The organism is Luteibacter sp. (assembly GCF_051958795.1).
Classification (GTDB): Bacteria; Pseudomonadota; Gammaproteobacteria; order Xanthomonadales; family Rhodanobacteraceae; genus Luteibacter.
Window position 1 is genome coordinate 1 of record NZ_JBQCFT010000206.1, and the last position, 4,981, is coordinate 4,981.

General features: G+C 64.1%; 5 protein-coding genes. 4 read left to right on the forward strand and 1 reads right to left on the reverse strand.

The features are described from left to right. Window positions 1-162 precede the first annotated feature (162 nt). The 4 genes from ACTHLF_RS10550 to ACTHLF_RS10565 all read left to right on the forward strand — a co-directional run bounded on the left by ACTHLF_RS10550 (window position 163) and on the right by ACTHLF_RS10565 (window position 3,690). Window positions 163-336 carry a DUF1328 domain-containing protein gene (locus ACTHLF_RS10550; protein ID WP_440327235.1) on the forward strand — a complete coding sequence of 58 codons (174 nt, stop codon included), beginning with the start codon at window positions 163-165 and terminating at the stop codon, window positions 334-336. A 51-nt stretch (window positions 337-387) separates the two neighbouring features. Further along, the gene (gene dnaG / locus ACTHLF_RS10555) at window positions 388-2,127 is read left to right on the forward strand and encodes a DNA primase (protein ID WP_440327237.1); all 1,740 of its coding nucleotides are present in this window, start codon (window positions 388-390) and stop codon (window positions 2,125-2,127) included. Between the two features lie 91 nt (window positions 2,128-2,218). Beyond that, on the forward strand, window positions 2,219-2,893 hold the full coding sequence (locus ACTHLF_RS10560) for a DedA family protein (protein WP_440327238.1): 675 nt from the start codon (window positions 2,219-2,221) through the stop codon (window positions 2,891-2,893). Window positions 2,894-2,946: 53 nt separating this feature from the next. Then, window positions 2,947-3,690, forward strand: a complete 744-nt coding sequence (locus ACTHLF_RS10565; RefSeq protein WP_440327240.1) for a hypothetical protein — start codon at window positions 2,947-2,949, stop codon at window positions 3,688-3,690. Window positions 3,691-4,016: 326 nt separating this feature from the next. Here the strand turns inward: ACTHLF_RS10565 and ACTHLF_RS10570 are convergent. After that, window positions 4,017-4,981, reverse strand: a 965-nt coding sequence (locus ACTHLF_RS10570; RefSeq protein ID WP_440327242.1) for a LysR substrate-binding domain-containing protein, incomplete at its 5' end; no start/stop codon positions are given.

Sequence of the window (4,981 nt, forward strand, 5' to 3'; positions counted from 1 at the left end):
GCCTGGTGGGGGGGGGGGCGGGGGGGGTTGGGAGCTCCCCCCCCCCCCCGCGCCCCCCCCCGCGCTCCCACAAACATATTCACAATTGCCCCACGCGGCTCGCCGCATCCTTCCCGCCGCGGCAGGGGGAGCGTCCTCCGGCTCTATCTGGAGAGGAACCCCATGCTTAAGTACGCCATCATCTTCGGCATCATCGCGCTCATCACCGGCGCGCTTGGCTTCACCAAGGTCTCCGGCATCGCCGGCACCATCGCCAAGGTCTGTTTCGCCATCTTCCTGATCCTGTTCGTCATCGCCATCCTGGCGGTGGTCGGCGTCTTCAAGATGGCTTTTTAAGCGTCCGCAAGACTCCTTCGGGGAGCGGTTGCGTGGCATCCTAGGCGCCCCATGCGCGGCCGTATTCCTGACAACTTCATCGACGAGCTCCTGACTCGCGTCGACATCGTCGACGTGATCGAGCGGCGCGTGCCCCTGAAGAAGGCGGGACGGGAGTGGACGGCCTGCTGCCCGTTCCACAACGAGCGCTCGCCCTCGTTCTATGTCAGCCCGGCCAAGCAGTTCTTCCACTGCTTCGGCTGCGGCGCCCACGGCAGCGCCATCAAGTTCCTGATGGACTACGACCGGCTCGAGTTCCCCGACGCGATCGAGGAGCTGGCCCAGTCGGTCGGCATGAAGGTGCCCTACGAGGGTGGCCGCGACGACAAGCCGCGGGAGGACCGCAGCGACCTCTATACCCTGCTGGACGAAGCGGCCAGCTTCTACCAGCGGGAGCTGGGCAGCAGTGATGAGGCAAAAGCCTACGTCGACCGGCGCGGGATGGATGAGGAAATTCTCAAGCGATTCCGGATCGGCTGGGCCCCGGCGGGCTTCGATGGCGTGCTCAAGGCGCTTGGCACCACCGACAACCGGCGCAAGCTGCTCAACGACGCCGGCATGGTGGCCAGCAACGAACGCGGCAACCGTTACGACCGCTTCCGCGAACGGGTCATGTTCCCGATCCTGGACCGCCGCGGCCGGGTCATCGCCTTTGGCGGCCGAGTGCTGTCCTCCGACCAGGGGCCGAAATACCTCAACTCCCCGGAGACCCCGCTGTTCCACAAGGGCCGCGAGCTGTTCGCCCTGTGGCAGGTGAAGCAGGCCAACCAGACGGTCACCCGGATCATGGTGGTCGAGGGCTATATGGATGTGATCGCCCTCCACCAGGCCGGCCTGCCCATCGCCGTAGCCACCCTGGGCACCGCGACCACCCCGGACCATGCCGAGGTCCTGTTCAGGGCGGCGCCCGATGTCTACTTCTGCTTCGACGGCGACCGCGCCGGCCGCCAGGCCGCCTGGCGCGCCGTCGAATCGATCCTCCCGCGCATGCGGGACGGCCGGCAGGCTCATTTCCTGTTCCTGCCGGACGGCGAGGATCCGGACACCCTGGTCCGCAAGGAGGGCAAGGAAGGCTTCGAGAAGCGCATGAAGGACGCGATGCCGCTCTCCGAGTACTTCTTTGAGGAAATGGCCCGCGACGTGGATACCACCCGCCTGGATGGCCGGGCCCGCCTTGCCGAACGCGCGCGCCCGCTGATCGCCAAACTGCCCGACGGCGCCTTCCGCGACCTGATGGCCGATGAGCTGAAACGGCGCACCGGCGCCGGCGCGACCTTCGAACCCGAGGCGGCGCAGGCCCGCCCGGCTCGCGCCCCCACCCAGGGCGGAACCCAGCGCAGCCTGGTGCGTAGCGCGATCACGCTGCTGCTCGCCCAGCCGGCCCTGGCCCTCGAAGTGGAGCCGCCCTACCCGTTCCTGCGCCTGGACCGCCCCGGCGTGAACCTGCTGGCCGAACTGATCGATGTCATCCGCTCCCGGCCGGATATCCGCCCGGCGGTGCTGGTCGAGTATTTCCTCGACCGGCCGGAGTACGCCTCCCTGCAGAAACTGATGCAGGCCGAGGTGATCGGCGAGGCCGATATGCAGCGCGTGGACTTCCTGGGCGCCCTGGCCGGCATGCAGCGCCAGGCCACGACCCAGCGCCGCGAGGCGCTCAGCGCGCGTATCGGCAGCCTCGATGACACCGAGAAAGCTGAACTGCGCGTCCTGCTTGCCGATCATGCCGCCCAGGGCAAGGCGGCCGCGGAATGATGCGGCGCACCTGCGATGTCATGCGATCCATGGGATCATCCGGTCTTCGTACCCCGAAGGACCCGGCCCTGACCGGACGTGCCAAAGCCTGATGGAACTGCTCAATAGCCTCGTCGACGTCTTCGGGCGGAACGGCTACATCGCCGTCTTCCTCGCCCTGATTCTGTGCGGCGCCGGCCTGCCCCTGCCCGAGGACATCACCCTCGTGGCCGGCGGCATCATCACCGGCCTGGGCTATGGCGATGTCCACACCATGGTGGGCGTGGGCATGGCGGGCGTCCTGATGGGCGATTCCACCATGTTCCTGCTCGGCCGGCATTTCGGCGGCCGGATCATGCGCTGGCGCTTCGTGGCCCGCCTGCTCACCCCCGAGCGCTACGCCAAGGTGCAGGAGAAGTTCGAGAAGTACGGCAACCGGCTCATGTTCGTGGCCCGTTTCCTGCCCGGCATGCGCACCGCCGTCTTCATCACCGCCGGCGCCACCCACCGCGTAGGCTTCCTCCGCTTCCTGCTGCTCGATGGCATGGCCGCCGCCATCAGCGTGCCGATCTGGGTCTACCTGGGCTACCTGGGCGCCCACAACCACGAATGGCTCGCCATGTGGATCCGTCGCGGCCAGGCCGGCCTCTGGCTGGCCATCGGCGCCGCCGTCATCGTTGTCGGTGTGCTCTGGTGGCGCAGGAAGCACACCGAACGCCGATGCGGGCAAGAGCAACCCCAGAAAAATCTGAGCTCGCGTCTGCGCGGAAACGACGAACGCAGCTAGTCGGCCAAGCGGCGGTCCATCCTCTGTAGAGTCGTCAGCGGTTAGGATGCAGTATGGCTACGACCAACTTCACACTCAGAATTCCCGGACGCCTGCCGGACGCCATTCCCATGGAGCGCATGGGCGAATACATAGCGGCGTTCGCCCATCTCCTGGGAAAGAGCAATGATCCTCGCTTCGCGACGATCAAAGCATCGAGCATTGGCATCGTCGCAACGATTGCGAGTGACCGGCGATCGTTTGTTCATGCGCGCCTACGAGAAGCTCAAGCGAACCCTGACGGAAACCCGGGAAAGTCCCTACATCGCATCGAAGTCATGCTCGGCGAAGATAACGTTCGCGGAACAACGATCTTAGACGCCGAGGGAAACGTGGTTGCAAATCTGTCTGTTGTCCATCCTGTTAACAACGAGTCATTCACGCTGCGCCAGGTCGACACGATCGACGGCGTAGTCACCGGGCTAATCGGCGCGGACGATACGGTCAATCTTCATCTTCGCGATGACTACAACCGAGACATCAATGTAGTCATTCGCGACATGACCCTCGCGCGCGAGATTCTCCCCCATTTCAGATCCGGCATGATCCGCCTCGTCGCCGATGGACCATGGGAGCGGACCGATATCGGTTGGCTGCCAAAAAGTGGCAAGTGCGTGGTTCGTTCTTTTGAGGTTCTGGACATGACGAGCGTTCGTGATGTCCTCGATCGAATCGCTACGCTCCCGGATAACGGTTGGGACGAGGTGCCCGACCCCATGGCGATGTGGCAGGACTTGCGGGGGTCGGCCCGCGGTTGAGCTTCAGCTCATTGATCGCGGAGCTGTCAACTCTGGCAGCAAGAAGGATGGCGTCGAAGCGTCATGGCAAAAGATCAAGATTGACCGACAGATTGTGGCGATTGCACGATCCACGGGCTGCGAGTTGATCGTTACGAATGATATTGGCGTAAGGGCCAATGCGCTTCGAACCGGAGTCCAGACGTATTCGCTCGGTGAACTCGATCTGCCGGATACCGCGCGGCAACGTCATATACCATTCGATGATTCCAGCGCGAAGAACTAACGTCGCACGGCCCATACCAACGAGGCCCTCAATCGGCTGAGGGCCTCCTGCCTTCTTCGGGCTAACGCGAGAGCTCAGAGAAAAGCCAATCGCGAAATGCCGTCGTCTCTTCCCGATGCACTGCCTCGCGCGACACAGCGAAATACCACGCGTGCTGAAGCGGCACAGGCTGCATCAGGGGTGCCGCAAGGCGCCCTGCAGCCAGGTCATAGGCGACCAACAGATCTTGTGCCAGTGCCACGCCCTGCCCCTCGATCGCAGCCTGGAGCATCATTGTGCCGTCGCCAAAGCCCATCTCACGGGAAATGGCCGTCGGCTCCACGCCAACCTGCTCGAACCACTGATCCCAGCTAGCGATCGCCACCGCACGACGACCGGGGCGCTCATGGAGCAGTAAATAGTGAAACAAGTCGGCCGGCTCGACGATTCCGTCCGCCACGGCGGGCGCACAGACCGGGGTGTAACCCGTGGTGACCAAAAGCTCCATCCCCTCGCCAAGGCGGTCGTCGATCGCCAGATCCCAGCCCGCGTCACCGCCATCCGTGACCACCTCGACGGCGATATCCGGGTGCCGGGTGAAGAAGCGGAATAGCCGGGGCACAAGCCACTTCGTACCGAACGTGGCCGGCACAGCGACCCTCAGCGAGGCGTTCCGCTGACCCATCACCTGGTCCGTGGCATGCTGCAACGCACGAAAAGCATCCCGGATACGCGGGAAATAATTCTCCCCGGCGGCCGTCAGAGCGAGCTTATTGTTGCTACGCACAAACAACGGCGTACCGAGGTACGCCTCCAGCAATTTGACTTGCGCGCTGACCGCAGCCGCTGTCAGCGAGAGCTCCTCACCGGCCTTGGTGAAGCTCAAATGCTGCGCCGCAAGTTCGAACACACGCACGGCGTTGAGGGGTAGCGAACGCTTCATCGCGAAGTCTTCAAAAAAAATTTGGGGAAAGCCAGAAGAATTTCTAGTTTGCCTGCCTCGGCGGGCGGCGCCAAGAATCGGGTGGTCTAGCGAACGGACCCTCG

Bases quoted from the DNA above. Each gene is read 5' to 3' on its own strand.
- ACTHLF_RS10550 (WP_440327235.1), top strand. From the start codon at position 163: ATGCTTAAGTACGCCATCATCTTCGGCATCATCGCGCTCATCACCGGC.
- dnaG (WP_440327237.1), top strand. From the start codon at position 388: ATGCGCGGCCGTATTCCTGACAACTTCATCGACGAGCTCCTGACTCGC.
- ACTHLF_RS10560 (WP_440327238.1), top strand. From the start codon at position 2,219: ATGGAACTGCTCAATAGCCTCGTCGACGTCTTCGGGCGGAACGGCTAC.
- ACTHLF_RS10565 (WP_440327240.1), top strand. From the start codon at position 2,947: ATGGCTACGACCAACTTCACACTCAGAATTCCCGGACGCCTGCCGGAC.